Source organism: Bradyrhizobium sp. ISRA430 (genome assembly GCF_029909975.1).
Lineage (GTDB): Bacteria > Pseudomonadota > Alphaproteobacteria > Rhizobiales > Xanthobacteraceae > Bradyrhizobium.
The window spans coordinates 3,270,698-3,288,809 of the sequence record NZ_CP094516.1 but is presented as its reverse complement, the minus strand read 5'-3'; the positions used below and the strand labels follow the sequence as shown (position 1 = coordinate 3,288,809).

General features: G+C 63.8%; 14 protein-coding genes. 5 read left to right on the top strand and 9 right to left on the bottom strand.

All coding sequences use genetic code 11. The annotated features are described in order from the left end of the window. The first annotated feature begins 213 nt into the window (after window positions 1-213). Window positions 214-1,383 carry a Gfo/Idh/MocA family oxidoreductase gene (locus tag MTX21_RS15765; RefSeq protein WP_280965699.1) on the top strand — a complete coding sequence of 390 codons (1,170 nt, stop codon included), beginning with the start codon at window positions 214-216 and terminating at the stop codon, window positions 1,381-1,383. Window positions 1,384-2,512: 1,129 nt separating this feature from the next. Here the strand turns inward: MTX21_RS15765 and MTX21_RS15760 are convergent. From MTX21_RS15760 to MTX21_RS15735, 6 genes are all read right to left on the bottom strand, one after another. After that, window positions 2,513-3,823: an ABC transporter substrate-binding protein gene (locus MTX21_RS15760; RefSeq protein ID WP_280965698.1), complete on the bottom strand. Its 1,311-nt coding sequence runs from the start codon at window positions 3,821-3,823 to the stop codon at window positions 2,513-2,515. 191 nt (window positions 3,824-4,014) lie between these two features. Then, the gene (locus tag MTX21_RS15755; protein WP_280965697.1) at window positions 4,015-5,256 is read right to left on the bottom strand and encodes an ABC transporter substrate-binding protein; all 1,242 of its coding nucleotides are present in this window, start codon (window positions 5,254-5,256) and stop codon (window positions 4,015-4,017) included. A 44-nt stretch (window positions 5,257-5,300) separates the two neighbouring features. Beyond that, entirely contained in the window at window positions 5,301-6,782 is a 1,482-nt protein-coding gene (locus tag MTX21_RS15750) for an ATP-binding cassette domain-containing protein (protein WP_280965696.1), read from the bottom strand. Continuing rightward, window positions 6,782-7,708, bottom strand: coding sequence for a branched-chain amino acid ABC transporter permease (locus tag MTX21_RS15745; RefSeq protein ID WP_280965695.1), 927 nt, complete (start codon window positions 7,706-7,708; stop codon window positions 6,782-6,784). The genes MTX21_RS15750 and MTX21_RS15745 overlap by 1 nt, the downstream gene beginning before the upstream one ends. A gap of 1 nt (window position 7,709) precedes the next feature. Next, the gene (locus tag MTX21_RS15740; protein ID WP_280965694.1) at window positions 7,710-8,585 is read right to left on the bottom strand and encodes a branched-chain amino acid ABC transporter permease; all 876 of its coding nucleotides are present in this window, start codon (window positions 8,583-8,585) and stop codon (window positions 7,710-7,712) included. A gap of 98 nt (window positions 8,586-8,683) precedes the next feature. After that, window positions 8,684-9,931 carry an ABC transporter substrate-binding protein gene (locus MTX21_RS15735; protein ID WP_280965693.1) on the bottom strand — a complete coding sequence of 416 codons (1,248 nt, stop codon included), beginning with the start codon at window positions 9,929-9,931 and terminating at the stop codon, window positions 8,684-8,686. A gap of 349 nt (window positions 9,932-10,280) precedes the next feature. On the opposite strand from MTX21_RS15735, the gene MTX21_RS15730 reads away from it, so the two are divergent. Next, the gene (locus tag MTX21_RS15730) at window positions 10,281-11,273 is read left to right on the top strand and encodes an MBL fold metallo-hydrolase (protein WP_280965692.1); all 993 of its coding nucleotides are present in this window, start codon (window positions 10,281-10,283) and stop codon (window positions 11,271-11,273) included. Here the strand turns inward: MTX21_RS15730 and MTX21_RS15725 are convergent. Both MTX21_RS15725 and MTX21_RS15720 read right to left on the bottom strand, forming a co-directional pair. After that, window positions 11,270-12,370: an FAD-dependent oxidoreductase gene (locus MTX21_RS15725; protein ID WP_280965691.1), complete on the bottom strand. Its 1,101-nt coding sequence runs from the start codon at window positions 12,368-12,370 to the stop codon at window positions 11,270-11,272. The genes MTX21_RS15730 and MTX21_RS15725 overlap by 4 nt on opposite strands. Window positions 12,371-12,464: 94 nt before the next feature. Then, complete coding sequence (locus MTX21_RS15720) at window positions 12,465-12,974, bottom strand: MarR family transcriptional regulator (RefSeq protein WP_280965690.1); 510 nt, start codon at window positions 12,972-12,974, stop codon at window positions 12,465-12,467. A gap of 178 nt (window positions 12,975-13,152) precedes the next feature. On the opposite strand from MTX21_RS15720, the gene MTX21_RS15715 reads away from it, so the two are divergent. Together MTX21_RS15715 and MTX21_RS15710 are read left to right on the top strand one after the other, a co-directional pair. After that, window positions 13,153-14,052 carry an alpha/beta hydrolase gene (locus MTX21_RS15715; protein WP_280965689.1) on the top strand — a complete coding sequence of 300 codons (900 nt, stop codon included), beginning with the start codon at window positions 13,153-13,155 and terminating at the stop codon, window positions 14,050-14,052. Window positions 14,053-14,121: 69 nt separating this feature from the next. Further along, window positions 14,122-14,925, top strand: a complete 804-nt coding sequence (locus MTX21_RS15710; protein WP_280965688.1) for an isocitrate lyase/phosphoenolpyruvate mutase family protein — start codon at window positions 14,122-14,124, stop codon at window positions 14,923-14,925. 69 nt (window positions 14,926-14,994) lie between these two features. On the opposite strand, the gene MTX21_RS15705 is transcribed toward MTX21_RS15710, so the two are convergent. After that, window positions 14,995-16,218, bottom strand: coding sequence for an SMP-30/gluconolactonase/LRE family protein (locus tag MTX21_RS15705; RefSeq protein WP_280965687.1), 1,224 nt, complete (start codon window positions 16,216-16,218; stop codon window positions 14,995-14,997). Window positions 16,219-16,550: 332 nt separating this feature from the next. On the opposite strand from MTX21_RS15705, the gene MTX21_RS15700 reads away from it, so the two are divergent. Continuing rightward, the gene (locus MTX21_RS15700; protein WP_280965686.1) at window positions 16,551-16,793 is read left to right on the top strand and encodes a hypothetical protein; all 243 of its coding nucleotides are present in this window, start codon (window positions 16,551-16,553) and stop codon (window positions 16,791-16,793) included. Window positions 16,794-18,112: the final 1,319 nt, after the last annotated feature.

The following is an 18,112-nucleotide window of genomic DNA, read 5'->3' as shown; positions in this document are numbered from 1 at the left end:
CCTCACCCTGAGGAGCCGCGCTCTTGCGCGGCGTCTCGAAGGGCGAGGCCGAGAGCCGGGCCCTTCGAGACGCGCGTTCCGCGCTCCCAGCGACAACGGCTTCGCCGTGGTGCAGGGATGAGGGGCGGCCGCACGGGCTTTGGCAAAATCGCGATCGCACCCCGCCCGAATTCGCTATAGTGCTTCCTCAACGACAAGCGGGGGCAATTCGCGATGACAAAGATCAGGGTGGGAATGGTGGGCTGCGGCTTCGTGTCAGAGCTGCACATGTATGCGTTTCGCCGCGTTTACGGCGTTGACGTCGAGGTCGCGGCGGTCGCCGCGCGCGGCGAACGTGTCGTCGAATTTGCCCGGAGCCATCACATCCCGCGCTTCTATCGCAGCTTTGCCGACCTGATCGCGGACCGCGAGCTCGACGTCGTCGACATCTGCACGCCGCCCAATCTCCACGCCGAAATGATCGTAGCCGCCATGCAGGCCGGCAAGCACGTCATCTGCGAAAAGCCGTTCGCCGGCTATTTCGGCCGTGAAGGCGACACGCAGCCGATCGGCAGGCACGTGCCGAAGGCACTGATGTATGAGCGTGTGCTGGAAGAGATGGACGCGACGCGCGTTGCGATCGAGCGCACCGGGAAGCTCTTCATGTATGCCGAGGACTGGATCTACGCGCCCGCGGTGACCAAGATCGCAGAGATCATCACGGCGACCAGGGACAAGATCCTGTTCATGAAGGGCGAAGAGAGCCATTCCGGCTCGCACGCCGTCCACGCCGCGCAGTGGGCGATGACGGGCGGCGGCTCGCTGATCCGCATGGGCTGCCATCCACTCTCGGCCGCGCTTTATCTCAAACAGGTCGAGGCCAAGGCGCGCGGCGAGACCATTCGCGTCGCCAGTGTCACCGGCGATGTCGGCAACGTCACAGCTAGCCTCAGACCCGAGGAGCGCACCTACATCAAGGCCAACCCCGTCGACGTCGAGGACTGGGGCACGCTGACCGCGACCTTCTCCGACGGCACCAAGGCCACCGTGTTCTCCGGCGACATGATCATGGGCGGCGTGCGCAACCTGATCGAGACCTATACCTCCGGCGGTTCACTGTTCGCCAACATCACGCCGAACACGCATCTGATGAGCTATCAGACGAGCGAGGAGAAGCTCGCGAGCGTCTACATCACCGAAAAAGTCGACCGCAAGACCGGCTGGCAATATGTCTGCCTCGAGGAGGAGTGGACGCGCGGCTATCTGCAGGAGATCCAGGATTTCATGGAGTGCGCCGCGACGGGACGGCAGCCGCTCTCGGACCTGGCGCTGGCGTATGAGACGATCAAGGTCAACTACGCGGGCTATTGGGCGGCGGAGGAGGGACGGCGGGTGGTGTTGTAGCGCTGTCAGGTTAGCCGCGCGTTCGCAGCAAATCCTTCGAGAAGGTGGCGCGAAGCGCCGGATGAGGGGTTCTCTCCACGAATTTCAAATGTCGAGAGCTTCACCCGCGGAGAGAACCCCTCACACGGCTCGCCGCTCACCTGGCGAGCCACTCTCTCCCACAACAAGGGGAGAGGGTGCGGCGTCGCCGTGGCGGGTGGTGTTGCACGTCATCGCAAGTGCATTGATTGGCCACGTTCGCAGGGCGCCGTGGCCTTGCCGTCGCCTACCAAGCCCCGACAGCTATTAAAACAAAAATGGTCAGGCACGAGACGCAAGCGATCGATGCAGTATAGAATTCGGGCGTATTCAATGTTGTCTCCCGAGCTGTTGCCGCGTTCTTGATTGCTGCTGCGGCGAGGAGAGCCCCCCGTTTCGTGGCGCGATTCAATTCGGCACGTCGTGGCGGATTTCGCCCTGCGTGTCCGTCCGGCCATCGCTACTCCGATCAACAGGGGCGCAATCCGCTTGCAAGACTTCAGGACTCTTAGCCCTGATCAGAAGCTGTCTCCGCATTTCAGAGAGACGGGCGCGGCAATATTCGCGATAGAGCAGTTCGAATATGGCGGGCATGGTCACCCCCATCGTTGACTGTCACTATTTTAGAAATTCCCGAGCCCCGCTTGGATGGCTCACCAATGCGAGCCTCTTGGCCGACTGCGCCAGTCCCAAAGCTCATACGCGAATGGTTGACTGGCTTGTATGCGCAGAAGGAGCAGGGCCAATTACCTAAACCCTACTGTAGCAGGCTCGTGTTTCAGCAAAACTTCGTCGGACAACCTGAGAGCGCGGCCCCGCGGCGAAAAATCCAACTACAGCGCGAAATGACTTACCGCTGGATGCAAGCACGGTCGGCTGCAACGCCGCCAGCGTTGTAGATCGTTGCGGTGCTGATTGGTTAGCCGCGTGCACGCAGCCAATCCTTCTCCCCTTGTGGGAGAAGGTGGCGCGAAGCGCCGGATGAGGGGTCTCTCTCCGCGAATTCAAACGTCCGCTCGTGGAGAGAGACCCATCACCCGGCTCGCCGCTAGTGCGGCGAGCCACCCTCTCCCACAAGGGGAGAGGGTGCACCGCCCGTTCGTCCGAAATCCTAAGCCCCGTAAGTCGAGCCCTTCGGCAGCGGGAACACCGGGTCCTGCGTCCGGATATTCGTTGGCCACACCACCGAGATGTGCTCGCCGGCGTTCTGCATTACGACTGGCGTCGAGCGCTCGTTCTGGCCGGACAGCGGGGTGCCTGGCGGGAAGAACTTGACACCGTAGCCCTGGATGGTGCCGCCGGCGGGGATGTCGACGTCGAGCGCGGCCTTGCGCACCGCCTCGGGCTCGAAGCTGCCGTATTTTTCCTTGGCGACCGGCAGCACGTTGTTGAGCAGCACCCAGGTCTGGTTGAAGCCCATCGAGCAGTGCGGCGGCACGTCGGTGGCGCCGGTCTTGGCCTGGTAGCGCGTGACCATGGTCTTGATCAGATCGCCCATGCCCGGCGCGAGCTTCGCCGGATCGAGCAGTTGCGCGGGCACCGGATCGATGTTGCAGAAATTGTCGATGTCGGTGCCGAAGGTGGCGCGCAGCTTGTCGAGCTGGCTGTAGCCGGCGCCGGCGCCGAACAGCATCTTGAAGCGCAACCCGCTCTCGCGCGCCTGGCGCAGGAACAGGGTGATGTCGGGGTTATATCCGGCGTGCGAGATCACGTCGGCTTTGGCGCGCTTGATCTTGGTCACGAGCACCGAGAGATCGGGCGCGGACGCCGAATAGCCCTCGCGCAGCACCACCTGGATGCCGGCCTGCTTGGCATAGGCCTCGTCGGCTGCGGCGACGCCGACGCCATAAGGGCCGTCCTCATGGATAAGCGCGACCTTGACGTCCTTGGGATCCATGCCGAGCTTCGCCTTCGCATGCTCGCTGATGAAGCTCGCAAAGGCCTGGCCATATTGATCGGAGTGGATCTGCGCGCGAAACACGTATTGCAGATTCTTGTCCTTGAACACGGCGGTCGAAACGGCCGTCGTGATCCAGAGGATCTTCTTCTGCTGCTCGACCCTGGCTGCGAGCGGCACTGCATGCGAGCTCGCATAGACGCCGTTGAGAATGTCGATCTTCTCCTGGTTGATCAGACGTTCGGCCTCGTTGATCGCGACGTCGGGCTTGCTCTGGGAGTCGGCGGCCACCGGCGAGACCTTGTATTTGCCGCCGATGCCGCCCTTCTCGTTGACGAGATCGATGGCGATTTGCGCGCCGACCGAGGAGGCGACGGAGCCGCCGGCGGCAAACGGGCCGGTCAGGTCATAGATCAGGCCGATGCGCAATGTCTCGGCTTGTGCCCGGGCGCGCGTCCAATCGAGGCTGAGTGCGGCGGCGGCAGCCGCCGAGGTCTTCAGCAGCGTCCTGCGTGAAGTCGGCATCCTATCCTCCCTCTGAACCGTCGTATGATTGGTTTTGTTATTTTTTTCGAAGTATTCAGAGCGGCAGATGGAAAGTCAACATCGCCCAAGGTCGATATGTCCCGGCCGCGCCGCAGCACGCAATTGCGAAGGGCAAAGAAAAGCCCACCGCTCCACTGGGAGCGATGGGCTTTGATGTCGGCCGGCGCGGATTACTGCGACAGCTTCACGAAGTTCGGAAACCTGAGCTTTCCTTCCGCGATCTTCTCGGGCCAGACCGTGATCTGCTTGCCGTCCTGCCACTGGAAGACGAGGCCGGTTACTGCGCCGGGGCCGGACTTGATGCCATGGGTGAACTCGTCGTTCTTGCCATAGAACTGGATGCGGCCGATCGTGCCCTCGTAGTCGGTCTTCTCCATCTCGGCGACCATCTTGTCGGGATCGGTCGAGCCCGCGCGCTTGATCGCTTCGGTGATGATGTAGACCTCGTCATAGGCGGTATAGCCGGTATAGGCCGGCGGCGTGCCGAACTTGGCCTTGAATGCGGCCGCGAACGGCTTCGTCTTGGAGGTCACCGCGACGTCGGGCGTTGCAACCGCCAGTGACGGCACGCCGTCGGCGGCACCGTTGGTGTCCTTCCAGAAGGTCGGGCTCAGCGCCTGCGCGCTGATGCCGAACATCGGGATCGGCACCTGCTGGTTCTTCCACTGCACCGTGGGCTGCACGCCGACATGCGAGATGCCGGTCACGATCACGTCCGGCTTCTTGCTCTCCATGTTGTTGAAGATCGGCGTGAAGTCGGTGGTGTCGGGCGAGAAGCGCACGTGCTCGACGACCTTCAGCCCGGCCTTGGGCAGGCAGGCCTCGTAGCCGACGTCGAGCGGCTTGGTCCAGGCCGCGTCCTCGCTCATGATCGCGACCGTCTTGAACTTGAGCTTGTCGACGAGGAGATCCTTGGCTGCGTCACAGACGAGCTGCGCCTGCGCCGCCGAGGTCAAGTAGCCGTGGAAGGTGTACTTGTTCTTCTCGTAGTCGTTGTGGATCGCCTTGGTGATTTCGTTGGAGGCAGCGCCCGGGGTGATCAGCGGCATCTTCAGCCGCGCCGCCCAGGGCTCGAGCGCCAGCACGACCTCGCTGATGTAGCTCGCGATCACGGCGGAGACCTTGTCCTCGCTCACCGCGCGCTGGAAGGCGCGCACGGAATCCGCCGACGAGCTCTTGTTGTCATAGGTGACGATCTCGACCTTGCGGCCGAGCACGCCGCCCTTGGCGTTGATCTCATCGGCGGCGATCTGCGCGCCGCCCGGGGTCGCCGCACCCGCGATCGACTGCACCTCGGCGATGACGCCGATCTTGATCGGATCGTTCGACTGCGCGTGGGCCGGGGCAGTGAGGCATAGTCCCAGCGCCGAGGCGAGAAGGAGGCTACGGCTCACTATCGTCGATGATCGCATGGTCGTTTCCCTTTCGTTTTGTTTTGTTGTCGTTATGAACTGTCTCAGAGATACCCGGCGCCGGCCTCCGCGGCGAAGCGGCCAGGGTCGCCCTCCCAGACGATCCGCGCATGCTCGAGCACGTAGACGCGGTCGGCATGCGGAAGCGCGAACGTCACGTTCTGCTCGCCGAGCAGCACCGTGATCGACGTGGTCTGGCGCAGCTTCTCCAGCGCCTTGGACAATTGCTCGAGGATGACGGGGGCGAGGCCGAGCGTCGGCTCGTCCAGGATGAGGATCTGCGGCTGCATCATCAGCGCGCGCCCGATCGCCAGCATCTGCTGCTCGCCGCCGGACAGCGTCTGCGCCAATTGCCCCTGCCGCTCCTTGAGGATCGGGAACAGCTCGAACAGCCAGGCGAGCTGCGCCGCGCGGGCCTCGTCGGTGAGATGCTGACCGCCGAGATCGAGGTTCTCGCGCACCGTCATCTCGCCGAACAGCTCGCGCGATTCCGGGCACTGCACGAGGCCGCCGCGCGCGATCTTCGCCGGGCTGGTGCCGCGCAGCTTCTCGCCGCCGCGCAGGATCTCGCCGCTATAGGGCAGGAAGCCGCAGATGGTGTTGAACAGCGTGGTCTTGCCGGCGCCGTTGAGGCCGACGATGGAGACGAACTCGCCCTCATGCACGTGGACCGAGACGTCCTCCAGCGCCTGCGCTTTGCCGTAATGGACGCTGACGTTATCGACCTGCAGCAGCGGCACCTTGTCCTTGAAGCTGGTTTCCGGCCGCGCATGGGTCTCGATCGCGCCGCCGAGATAGACCCGCCGCACGGTCTCGTTCTGCATCACCTCGTCGGCCTTGCCGGTGACGATCTCCTCGCCGAGATACATCGCGAGCACGCGATCGACCAGCGCGGCGACGCTCTTGACGTTGTGATCGACCAGCATCACCGCGCGGCCCTCGTCGCGAAAGCTCCGGATCAGATCGGAGAACACGTCGACCTCGGCCCGCGTCAGGCCGGCGAAGGGCTCGTCGACCAGGACCACCTTGGGATCGCGCGCGATCGCCTTGGCGAGCTCGAGCCGGCGCAGGTCGGCGAACGGCAGCGTCGGCGGCCGTCGATTCATCACGCTACCCAGCCCGACGCGGTTGGCGATCCACTTGGCGCGGTCGACCAGCGCCTTGTCCGGAAACAGCATGAACAGGCTGTCCGGCAGTAGCGCCACCATGATGTTCTCGAGCACGGTCTGCCGGTTCAGCGGCCGCGAATGCTGGAACACCATACCAAAGCCCTTGCGCGCGATCTTGTGCGCGGGCAGGCCGGCGACGTTCTCGCCTTCAAAGATCACTTCGCCCGCGGTCGGGCGCTCGATGCCCATCACGCTCTTCATCGCGGTCGACTTGCCTGAACCGTTCGGCCCGATCAGGCCGAAGATCTCGCCGGCGTTGACATCGAAGCCGAGGTTCTTCACCGCGGTCAGGCCGCCGAAGCGTTTGGTCAGGCCGCGGACCTTGAGCACGGGCCGGTTTGCTAGTCTCTGATCCATCACGAGCGAGCCTCGCGCGAGAGGGCCGCTCCGAGGAAGCCGCCGGGGAAGAACAGCACGACGAGGAGCGCGACCGCCGAGACGATGAAGGTCGCGAGCTCGCCGGTCGGCCTTAAGAACTCGCCGGCGACGATCAGGAAGATCGCCCCCAGCGCCGCGCCGAGCACGGTGCGCCGGCCGCCGAGCACGGCCGAGACGATCACGTTGACGCCGACCGCGACGTCGACGACGGTGCCGACCGAGGCAGTGCCGAAGTAGAACACCAGCAGCGCGCCGGAGAGGCCGGAGAAGAACGCGCTGACGACAAAGGCGGCGAGCTTGTGCTTGACGATGTTGAAGCCGAGCGCGCCGGCCTGCACGGGATCCTGGCCGCTGGCCTGCAGCACGAGGCCAATCGGCGATTGCGACAGGCCATACAGGATCGCCGCCGAGATCGTCATGAAGCCGAGCGCGATCCAGTAGTTGGCGCCGGCGTTGATGGTGATGACGTCGGGAATGGTCAGGCCGATCTCGCCGCCGGTGAGATCGGCGAACACCACGATGAAGTTTTGCAGCATCAGGACCGCGACCAGCGTGGTCAGGCCGAAATACGGCCCGCGCACCCTCAGCGCCGGCAGCGCCAGCACGAGGCCGGCGACGACGGAGGCGAGCGCCCCGAGCACGATGCAGAGATAGACCGACCAGCCGAACTGGTTGTTCAGGATGCCGGCGGTGTAGGCGCCGACGCCGATCAGGAAGGTCGGCCCGAAATTGACCTCGCCGGCGAAGCCGAACAGGAGGTCCCAGGCCATCGCGAACACGCCGAAATAGAACGCGACGGTCAGGAGCCCGAGCACATAGCCGGAAACGTAGAGCGGCAGCGTTGCTGCGATCACGACCAGCGCGAGCGAGACGAAGAACAGGCGCGAGGTGAAGAAAGTGGACATCTCAGCGCCTCCCCAGAAGGCCCTGGGGCCGGATGTACATCACCACGACGAGCAGCAGCAGCGCCGGAATGGTGCGATAGGCCGGCGAGACCAGATAGGCCGTGACGGTTTCGAGATAGCCGACCACGAAGGCCGCGATCAGCGAGCCGGAGACGCTGCCGAGGCCGCCGAGCACGACGATCGAGAACGCGCTCGCCGTCAGCGGGCCAACACTGTAGGAGCTGACGCCGAGGAACATCCCGAGCAGCACGCCGGCGATGCCGGCGAGGATGCCGTAGATCGCCCAGACCACGATGAAGATGTTGGTGAGCTCGAGCCCGAGCAGGGTCACGCCGCGCGGATTCATCGACGCCGCCAGCACCGCCTTGCCGGTGCGGGTGCGGTTCACCAGCAGCCAGAGCAGCGCAATCACGAGGCAGCACACGATCGCCGTGAAGATCTCGTTCGTCGGCGTGCGGACGCCGAGGATCTCGACCACGCCCTCGACGATCGGCAGCACGGTCTTGGCGTTGTTGGTAAAGAAATAGGCGATCAGCTCCTGGATCATGATGCCCCACAAGAGCGTACCGGTGAGGACGAAGATCTCCTTCTCCTCGTTGGGGATGCGCCGGGAATCCTGGATCGGCTTCACCACCGCAAAGTAGGTGGCGAAGGCCGTGATAAGGGCGACCGCGACCCCGATCAGCGCGCCGGCATAGGTGCCGACATTCAGGATGCTGGCGGCGGCCCAGGCCGCCACCGCTGCCGCCACCATGATGGCACCGTGGGAGAGGTTGAGCACGCCGGAGACGCCGAAGATCAGCGTGAAGCCGGTCGCACCGAGAGCGTAGAGGGCGCTGATGGCAAAGCCATCGATCAATATCTGGAATGCTCGCATCTATGATTAGCCAGGCAGTCTTGGCTGCCTCTTGGAGAGAAGGTGCTGCGGAGGCCGCATGTGGAAGCTCCCGGGAGTAGGCCCGGGAGCTGTTCCGGCTAGTTCGTTGTGAGCTTGATGAAGCTCGGGAACTTGACCTCGGTCTTGGCGACCTCCTTCGGCCAGACCGCGATCTGCTTGCCGTCCTGCCATTGCAGCATCAGTCCGGTGATCAGGCCCTTGCCGTACTTGATCGAGTGGGTGAACGGATCATCCTTGCCGTAGAACTGGACGCGGCCGATCGTGCCCTCCCAGTCGGTCTTCTCGAGCGCCGCGACCAGCTTGTCCGCGTCGGTCGAGCCGGCGCGCTTGGCGGCATCTGCGATGTAGTAGACCTCGTCATAGGCAGTGTAACCGGCGTAGGACGGGTAGTTGCCGTACTTCTTCCTGAAGTTCTCCGCGAACGGCACCGACTTCGGTGTCACCGCGACGCCGGGGCCGGAGACGCCCTGGTACAGCACGCCTTCGGCGGCCTGGTTCGTGTCCTTGCCGAACGTCTCGTTGGTCGCCTGCGAGGAGATGCCGAACATCGGGATCGGCACCTGCTGGTTCTTCCACTGCACGGTCGGCTGCACGCCGACATGCGAGATGCCGGTGATGATCACGTCGGGCTTGGAGCCTTCGATCTTGTTGAAGATCGGCGTGAAGTCGGTGGTGTCGGGCGAGAAGCGGATGTGGTCGAGCACCTTCAGCCCGACCTTGGGCAGGCATTCCTCGTAGCCGACGTCGAGTGGCTTGGTCCAGGCGGCATCCTCGCTCATGATCACCGCCGACTTCATGTGCATCTTGTCGACGAGTAGATCCTTGGCGGCGTCGCAGACTGAGAGCGCCAGCGCGGCCGAGGTCAGATAGCCGTGGAAGGTGTACTTGTTCTTCTCGTAGTCGGCGTGGACGCTCTTGCTGATCTCGTTGGAGGCGGCGCCCGGCGTCACGAACGGCGTCTTCAGCCGCGAGGCCCAGGGCTCCAGCGCCAGAACCACCTCGCTGATGTAGCTGGCGATGACCGCGTTGACCTTGTCCTCGTTCACCGCGCGCTGAAACGCGCGCACCGAATCCGCCGACGAGGAGTGATTGTCGTAAGAGATGATCTCGATCTTTCGGCCATCGACGCCGCCGCTTGCGTTGATCTCCTCGGCGGCGAGCTGCGCCGCCTGCGGGATCGATGCGCCGGCGATCGCCTGCGCCTCCGCGATCACACCGATCCTGATCGGGTCTGCCGCAAGTGCCGCGCCCGACGCTGTCACCAGCGCACCGAGCGAGGCCGCGCCGAGGACCATTCGCAATGCACCAGAGAGTATGGTTTTCATGTTGTTCTTCTCCCTTTTAATAAGCCTCTTCTGAGCTATTGGGGCGGGACTATAACGGCGATGGTATTCTCGGCAAGAGAAACTGCATTCAGGATTGTGAGAGCCGGACTAAAGTCTAGCGCTGCGCAAACTGCTGGTATTGCAGTTGCAAGCGCTGCGTCAGGATCAGGCATGCAGATTTCGTCGATCGCTATGCCGTGCGCGCCCGGCCTTGCGATCGTCAGTTCTGTCCAAAAACGCTCGCCCTGCGAGCAGCGACTTGTCGGCGCCCGCCACGGGCGTCGATGCGGCCGCGAGCGAGCTGCGTTGTTATTGGTAATGCCGCGCCGTGCGGGAAGGTCCCAAGATCATGGCCCAGTTGGTTCAATGCCGCCTCGTCAACGAGCCGTTCGCCGATCCCGGCCTGCTCGTCGACTTCAGGTTCGGGCGCCGCGCGATGCTGTTCGACATCGGCGATCTCTCAGGCCTGTCCAATCGCGAGCTGCTTCGCATCAGCGACGTCTTCGTCAGCCATCGGCACATGGATCATTTCGCGGGCTTCGACCAGTTGCTGCGGGTTCGGCATCATCAGCCCGGCCGTTTGCGCGTAACGGGTCCGCCGGGTCTCATTGCCGGCATCGGCGGCAAGCTTGCGGCCTATAGCTGGAATCTGCTCGATGCGACCTCATCCGACTTCGTGATCGAGGCGGCCGAATTCTGCGATGGTCGGCTCGGCGACTGGACGCGATTCTCTGCGAGAGATCAGTTTCGCGCAGAGCCGCTCGGGGAGGCATCGCTCGCGCCGGGACTGCTGTATCACGATGGCGATCTCTCCATCGAGACCGTCACGCTCGATCACGGCATGCCTTGCCTTGCCTTTGCATTGCAGGAGACGCGCCGGGTCAATGTCTGGACGGTTGGATTGGCGCAGCTTGGCCTCGAGGTCGGGCCATGGCTCAACGCGGCCAAGCGCGCGGTTCGCAGCGGTGCCGACGACGAGATGCTGATCGGCGCCGACGAGGGTCGCACCATTCGGCTCGGCGAGCTCACGCGGCATGCGCTCAAGGTCGCGCCCGGACAGCGCGTTGCCTACGTGACTGACGCCGCCTTCACGCCGGAAAATGCCGAGCGCATCATCGCGCTCGCGCGCGGTGCCGATCATCTCTTCATCGAGGCGGCCTTTGCCGGCGACGATGTCGAGATCGCCAAAGCGCGCCGCCACCTGACGGCCACGCAAGCCGGCGAGCTCGCTCGCGCAGCTTGTGTGAAGCGGATGACGACGTTTCACTATTCGCCGCGTTATCTCGAAACACCGGACCGGCTGCGCAGCGAGGCGGAGGCCGCGTTTTCCGGCGCGGCTTAGCGCGCCGTTAGCAGCGATGGATCGAGCGGACGCAGCCGGGCGGGATCGAACGGTGACAGGTCGATATCGCCTGCTGAGCCATCCGCGATCAATTGGGCCAGCGCTTCGCCGGTCGCGGGCGCATTGAGGATGCCCCAGACATTGTGTCCGGTCGCAACGTAGAGACCCTGGCTTCCCGGCACCTTGCCGATCAGCGGCAAGCCGTCCTGCGTGACCGGGCGGAAGCAGGCCTGCCGCGCGATGATCCTGTCGGCGCGAAAGGCGGGCGACAGCCGTTCGGAGGTCGCCTGCAGGCGGTCGATGGCGTCCTGGTCGGGTGTCACGTCGGCCGGATCCAGCGGCAGCGGCGCGACGTCGGAGAAGGCGGTGATGTGCGTGCTGCCGTCCGCGCGCGGAAAAACTTCGATCGACATTGCGCTGCCGCTCTCTTGATACTCCAGAAACAGCGCATCTGCAGGCACGTCCGTGCCGGTGTCGTAGACGATGCTCGGGCTGCGCTGGCCGTAGACGGCGGGGAGGCGCATCCATTGTGCGGCGAGCAGCGACCACGGCCCCATCGCGACCACCACGGCATCCGCCTCGAGAGTGCGGCCGTCGATCTCGACGCCGCGGGCAGTGCCGTTCGCATCGCGCATGATGCCTGTGACGCGTCCGGTTCGAAGCTCGGCGCCTTGCGCCAGCGCCGCGTTCGTCACCGCGGAAGTGAACTTGCGGGGATGAACGATCGCGGTGGTCTCGGTGGTGCCGAGGCGGTGTGCGATGGCGACACCGTTCGCCAGCCAATCGAGTGCGGCCGGCGCATCGCGGCGCGCGTCAGTGTCGGATACGACAAAGCCGCTATACGCGGTCATGCGGCGATAGCCCCAATCGCCGGCGATCTCGTCCGGCAGCCGCGCATGAAGCGCAAAGCTGCGCCGCGCCAGCGCGTCGAGCGGCGTGCCGGCGCACCAGTCGACGGCGAGGAAGCCGCCAGCCTTGCCCGATGCGGCTGCAGCCACCTCGGTCCGCTCGACGACGGTGACGTCGATGCCGCGGCGGCGGAGGAAATAGGCGGTGCAGGCGCCGATCACGCCACCGCCGCAGATGACGACGCGCATGGCTTCTTCCTTGATGATCCCTTCTGCAATCCGAGGACGTCGGAGGCTATCCAGTCTCGCCCGCTGCGTCGCGCCGGCAAGGCACCACTCGGCGCTAGCGATCGAGTTTGCTCTTGCTTGTGGGCAATGGGCAATTCGTGCAGCACCTGTCGTCGCACATCCGACAGATCGTGAAGCGATCCAGTTCGGACGTGTCCTGCCTTGCCAGCAACTCGCGTATCAGCGTTCCAAGTCGCTTGGTTTCAGCCGGCGACAGCACATCCAGAAGCGACCCAACGGCTGAAATGCGGGAGGCCAACAGATCGTTCCGGCTTGCGGCGCCCCTGGCCGTCAGGCGCAAGGCGACCTCCCTGCCGTCCTTGCCTGGCCGGCGTTCGACAAGCTGATCCGAAACCAGACGGTCCACCAGCCGGACAGTTCCGGAATGCGATAGGCCAAGGATCCGCCGGAGCGTGTCGTTGGTCATGCCCTGGCCATAGCCAATGACGATGAGCGCTGCAGGCGTCTCGCCGCCGCGGCCGACGACCTCGCGTGCGCCTTGCTCGATACGATCCATGACGGCGAGCGAAAGCGCCCCCAGCAAATTTGCGATTCCGGTGTCCATGCGATGAATGATATGTGCGGAGCGCACAAAAAACAACTTGACCAGATATGTGCGCTACGCACATATTTAGCCAAGGTCAGCGACGACGCCTCACGCCAGGGCAGGGCGAGGCCAAAACGGTGGTTCGTGACTGAGCCCGTCATGCGCGCCTGAGCACGAAGAGACATGGAGAATAGCGATGAATACGCGAAGCACTGCACAGACAACGCCGAATGCCGTCGGCAGCGAACCCGTCCTGAAATACGTGCAGGCCAATGGCGTCCGTTTTGCCTACCTCGAACAGGGGAGCGGGCCTCTTGTCATGTTCATGCATGGCTTTCCCGACAATGCCTGGTCATATCGAAAGCAAATGCAGGTCTTCGCGGAGGCGGGGTATCGCGCGGTCTCGCCGTTCTTGCGTGGCTATGCGCCAACCGAGATTCCGGCGGACGGGGTTTTCGACCCCATCGCACTGGGCAAGGATCTCGCAGCGCTCATCGCGGCGCTGAGCGATGACGGGCAGGCACGCGTCGTCGGCATGGATTGGGGCGGCACGTCGACCTTCCAGGCGCTCGCCACGGCGCCATCGGCGATCAAGGCGGCCGTGGTCATGAACACCGCGCACCCGATCACATTTTCAAGCATCAGGAGGGATCCCGATGCCGTTCGATCGATCTTTCATTTCTATTTCTTCCAGCTCCCTGGCGCTGACTCGGCGGTCAATATCGAGGGACTGCCCTTCGTCGATTATCTCTGGAAGCTGTGGTCGCCGACATTCAGGAATGACGAGCATCTCCGCTCGATCAAGCAGACGCTCAGCTCTCCCGGCACCATGGCAGCGGCGCTCAAATACTATGCCGGCCTGTTCGAATCGGGACGTGCGGGGCGGCTGCCGAGAAATGAGATGCATACGCCGACGCTGACGATTTATGGCAGCAACGACCCGACAGCGAGGTATTCGGTGAAGGAGGAGCCGCTCTTCAAGGGGCCGCATGAGCGGGTTGTCCTGCCCGATGTAGGCCACTTCCCGCACCTCGAGCGTGAGGCCGAAGTCACCGGTCTGATCATGAACTGGTTCAAGACGCACGCACCTAATTGAATGTGCCGCAACCAAGCGGCCGCATTTAGGTACGACATTTTTCAGGTTCTCTGACCAGGAGTGTGGGCGATGGACGCCAAGACGCAGCAGCAATACGCCGAGACGTTTCACGGTCTTCACAAGAAGGGCGATCCGCTCGTCCTGTTCAACGCCTGGGACGTCGCCACCGCCAAGGCCATTGCGAAGACATCGCCGGCCATCGCGACCAGCAGCGGGGCGGTCGCGTCCGCACTTGGGTACGCGGACGGAGAAAATGCACCGCTTGATGTGGTGACAGGTCTGGTGTCACGGATGACCGCTTCTGTGTCGGTCCCGGTGTCAATTGATCTGGAGGCAGGATATGGCGACACCCCGGACGCCGCCGCGAAGTCAGCGACCAGGATGCTGAAAGCCGGCGCCATTGGCATCAATATCGAAGACGGGCTCTCCGGGGGAAGGCGGCAACTCGTCAGTCCCGAGCAGCACGCAGCGAAGATCAGAGCAGTGCGGGACGCTGCGCAAGAACTCGAAATTCATCTATTCATCAATGCGCGAACTGATCCGTTTCTGCTGAAATTCGGATCGCCGGAGGAATGCCTGAATGAAGCGGCAAGGCGCGCGAGGGCCTATGCCGATGCCGGCGCTGATGGAATTTTTGTACCCGGCCTCACCGACCTCGCCCTCATCGAAAAGTTCGTTGAACTCACACCTCTGCCCGTCAACATCATGGTGACGCAAGGTGTACCCGAAATCTCCGATCTTGCCCGCATCGGCGTTCGGCGGGTGAGTCTCGGGCCGTGGCCCATGATCGCGGCGATGCGTGTCATTGGTGAGGCCGCCGCCGAGGTCGCCGCGAGCAAGCAGTACGGTGCGTTCCTGCAACCGAACGCCTGAGCGTCACGAAGAGACGGAAGGCGCCGGCGGGGCACGACGGCGCCTTATCGTGTTGCGCCTTGCGCTGCTTCAGCCCGGCCCTGCGCCCTGCGTCGCAGTGAAGACGGCATAGAGCGACTGGCTCGCGGCCATGAACAGGCGGTTGCGCTTGGGACCTCCGAAGCAGATGTTGCCGCACACCTCGGGCAGGCGGATGCGGCCAAGCAGCTTGCCCTCCGGCGACCACACCGTCGCGCCACTATAGCCGACCGAGCGGCCGGCATTGCTGGAGGCCCAGACGTTGCCGCTGACGTCGCAGCGCACGCCGTCCGGTCCGCACTTCACGCCGTCGATCACGCAATCGGAAAAGCGCTTCTGGTTGGACAATTTGTTGTCGCTGCCGACGTCGAACACGAAGATCTCGCCCTTGCCGCCCGGTCCGGTGTCGCCGGGCCCCTTGCCGGTCGAGACGACGTAGAGTTTCTTGAAGTCCGGCGAGAAGCACAGACCATTGGGGTCGGGTACCTGATCCTCGCTGACCACGAGATCGACGCGGCCGGAAGGATCGATGCGATAGCAGTTGGTCGGTAGCTCGCGCTTGCCCGGCGTGAAGCCGGCCGGCTGTCCGATCCGCGGATTGAGCTTGCCGCCTGCATTGCTCGGGCCGCCCGGACCGTCGGGCTCGCCTTCATAGAGCTGGCCGCCATAGGGCGGATCGGTGAACCAGTAGCTGCCGTCGGGATGCGCGACGACGTCGTTCGGCGAGTTCAGCTTCTTGCCGTTGTAGGAATCTGCAAGCACGGTTGCGGTGCCGTCGTGTTCGTAGCGCGTCACCCGCCGGGTCAGATGCTCGCAGGAGAGCTGGCGGCCCTGGAAGTCGAAGGAGTTTCCGTTGGAGTTGTTGGACGGCGAGCGAAACACGCTAACACGGCCGTCGTCCTCGCTCCAGCGCATCTGCCGGTTGTTGGGAATGTCGCTCCATAAGAGGTACCGGCCCTGGGCGCTCCAGGCCGGACCTTCGGCCCACAACACGCCGGTATAGAGTCGCTTGATCGCGGTGTTTGGTTGGGCGAGGTCGTTGAAGGACGGATCGACCGCGATGATGTCGGGGTCCCAGAAATAGGTGGTCGGCGCGCCGTTCGGGCCGAAATCGCGCGGCGGCGTGGTGATCGTGGTCGGCGGCGCGGCAGGTCCGGTCTGGGCCAGTGAGGGACCTGCTCCGGCCATGGTGGCGGCTGCGCCGAGCGCGAGCCCCTGAACAAGCGTTCGTCGTGAAAGCGCAGCATCTTGGTCACGCTGCTCGTGGCGTGTCATCGCGTCCTCCCGATCATGTTCGCTGGCCGGTTGATCCGGCCCAGCAAGGAAGCAGGTTAATGCGGTCCGCGGCCGGTTGCGAGAGGCGGAATCGCATCCTCCGCGTGATGTCGCGTCGCAATCCGGTCACGTTCGCATGCGTGCCGATCGGTTGCCGCGGCGCGGTTGTGTGCAAATTGCGTCGTTACCAAAGCCAAAGAATGTTCCGCGCGCTCAAACAAAAATTGCCTGCGGCAAAGCCTCAAACGACAACGCGTCCGGTGTATGTCAAGCCTTGACCTCGCGCGCGATGCTGGCAGAACTTCGCCCGGGGCCTAAAGCCGGAGCTCAATGTGGGTGGTGTCATACTCGTCATATTGCTCGCGATCGCGTACGCGGCCGGCTATTTCACGCGCGAATACATGTCGCGCAAACGGCGCGCGGAAGCCCGCCGCTGGCGCGACTATACCCAGCCGGACTGGCTGCGGACCGCGGCACACGCCAACACCAACGAAGCCGCGCCTCAGCCGGTCGGCGAGCTTGGCCAGATGCTGAACCGCTGGGAGAGCAGGGCCCGCGCCCGCCGCGCCGGATAGCGGCCAGACCGTCCGACAGGCAAAACAGCTTTCGTCCTTCGTAGGGTGGGTTAGCCGAAGGCGTAACCCGCCTGTTCTGTGGCCACAAAAGTGGTGGGTTACGCTTGCGCTAACTTACCCTACGCATCCCCAATCCCTTGCGTTGCCCGTCGGGCAAAACACGCCAGCCCTGGGTCAATCGGCTCGCCTCAAATATTCGCCTTTACAGAAATTCGGATTTGTCGTATTTTAGGTCCATCCCGCCCGACGAAAGGGACGGTTCGCGAGTCGTACGGATCGTGGGCGGGCTGCGGTGGACGCGAGCGGCGTCGATGCGGTCTGTGGCGTGCAGGGCGAGTTGGACCTCGTGAGTGCATCGCAGGCCGTGCATGACGAGCGGCGCTGATTGCGTACGGCGAAACCGTGTGGTCCTGGCCGTCGTTGCTACGGTCAAGCCCTTTGCGGAGGCGGATGTTTGCTTCAACCGGGGCGACGTTCGTGCATTCTGCGGGGTGACGGAGGCCAGAAGAACTCGGCTCCGGGGAGAGCGCGGCATAAGCCGTAAAGCCACAGCGCAGGGAAGGCCGGGTGTTTTCGGCTTCACCTGTCGTTCCTCTGTGCATTTGCGTGTGCGCATTTGACCGCACAGAGGCTCATGGGTGCCGGCCGGCGCCCGGTCTTCCCTGCGCCCTTTCCTTGGAGAGGGTGTGAAGGAAAGAGCATAGCTCGGGCGAAATGCGCCGCGAGAATGCGATGGTGTGTCTGCAAGGGAAATGCGAATTGAAAAAGCAATGCGTGTGCCCACACTCCGTCATTGCGAGCGCAGCGAAGCAATCCAGAATCCCTCCTCGGCGGCAGTCTGGATTGCTTCGCTGCGCTGGCAATGATGAGTTTGGGGAAGCAGCATTCCAAATGCCGCCACAAGAGTCGTCGTGGCCACGATCAGGACCCACGCCGCGCAATCGTGTGCACGGTGCCGGCGCCGAGGTGACGAACGTTCGCCAAACTCCGCCCTAGGGCCTATGGTCCTGATTTCACCACAAGGGGACACCAGCCCCGGCACCGAGACAACTAGGTCAGTCCTCTTGACCATCTTTTGGCGTTGCAGTTGCTGCCGTTTCTCGTCTAGAAACGCCCCATCGAGCCACCCGGCAACGAACCGTCAATGGTTTTGGCCGAGGATTCCTGGGCTCAAAAGGGTCTGGCAATGCTGATTCGCGGCCAAATCGATGGGATTTCGGGGGAGGTGGCTCCGGCCGCCGCCACGATCCCGGCCGCGCGCCTGCCCACCCTCCTTATTGACGGGCTTCTTCTTACCTGCCCCTGAGGGCCGGCTGGGC

Bases quoted from the DNA above. Each gene is read 5' to 3' on its own strand.
- MTX21_RS15765 (WP_280965699.1), top strand. From the start codon at position 214: ATGACAAAGATCAGGGTGGGAATGGTGGGCTGCGGCTTCGTGTCAGAG.
- MTX21_RS15760 (WP_280965698.1), bottom strand. From the start codon at position 3,823: ATGCCGACTTCACGCAGGACGCTGCTGAAGACCTCGGCGGCTGCCGCC.
- MTX21_RS15755 (WP_280965697.1), bottom strand. From the start codon at position 5,256: ATGCGATCATCGACGATAGTGAGCCGTAGCCTCCTTCTCGCCTCGGCG.
- MTX21_RS15750 (WP_280965696.1), bottom strand. From the start codon at position 6,782: ATGGATCAGAGACTAGCAAACCGGCCCGTGCTCAAGGTCCGCGGCCTG.
- MTX21_RS15745 (WP_280965695.1), bottom strand. From the start codon at position 7,708: ATGTCCACTTTCTTCACCTCGCGCCTGTTCTTCGTCTCGCTCGCGCTG.
- MTX21_RS15740 (WP_280965694.1), bottom strand. From the start codon at position 8,585: ATGCGAGCATTCCAGATATTGATCGATGGCTTTGCCATCAGCGCCCTC.
- MTX21_RS15735 (WP_280965693.1), bottom strand. From the start codon at position 9,931: ATGAAAACCATACTCTCTGGTGCATTGCGAATGGTCCTCGGCGCGGCC.
- MTX21_RS15730 (WP_280965692.1), top strand. From the start codon at position 10,281: ATGGCCCAGTTGGTTCAATGCCGCCTCGTCAACGAGCCGTTCGCCGAT.
- MTX21_RS15725 (WP_280965691.1), bottom strand. From the start codon at position 12,370: ATGCGCGTCGTCATCTGCGGCGGTGGCGTGATCGGCGCCTGCACCGCC.
- MTX21_RS15720 (WP_280965690.1), bottom strand. From the start codon at position 12,974: ATGGACACCGGAATCGCAAATTTGCTGGGGGCGCTTTCGCTCGCCGTC.
- MTX21_RS15715 (WP_280965689.1), top strand. From the start codon at position 13,153: ATGAATACGCGAAGCACTGCACAGACAACGCCGAATGCCGTCGGCAGC.
- MTX21_RS15710 (WP_280965688.1), top strand. From the start codon at position 14,122: ATGGACGCCAAGACGCAGCAGCAATACGCCGAGACGTTTCACGGTCTT.
- MTX21_RS15705 (WP_280965687.1), bottom strand. From the start codon at position 16,218: ATGACACGCCACGAGCAGCGTGACCAAGATGCTGCGCTTTCACGACGA.